The 370-nt window shown below is 52.7% G+C and carries 1 protein-coding gene; it reads right to left on the bottom strand.

What is annotated here, in order from left to right; all coding sequences use genetic code 11:
* Positions 1-270: isocitrate/isopropylmalate family dehydrogenase (locus tag LU493_RS19790; RefSeq protein WP_275289508.1), on the bottom strand; the 270-nt coding region annotated here is incomplete at its 3' end.
* Between the last annotated feature and the right edge of the window lie 100 nt (positions 271-370).

Here is a 370-nt window from a genome sequence, read left to right on the forward strand (position 1 = left end):
CCACAGCGAAATGTGGTCGGGAACGGTATCCGGCCAGCCGACGGCGCCGAAGTAGATAGCATCGAAGCCCTGCAGCTGCTCGCGCCAGTCGTCCGGCATCATCTTGCCATAATGGGCGTAATATTCGCAGCTTGCCCACTCCATCTGCTCGAAGCTCAGCGACAGATCCCAACGCTGTGCGGCGGCTTGCAGCACGCGAATCCCTTCAGGCAGAACTTCTTTGCCAATTCCGTCACCCGGGATGGCGGCAATACGACAGGTTTTTTTCATTCCGGTTCTCACTTTTTAACGATGATGTTTGACCACCTGCCTATCCTATAATTGACTGGTTCATAATTAATCACGCTAACTGGTGAAACATAAAACACAG

This window comes from Halomonas elongata (genome assembly GCF_029081005.1).
GTDB lineage: Bacteria > Pseudomonadota > Gammaproteobacteria > Pseudomonadales > Halomonadaceae > Halomonas > Halomonas elongata_B.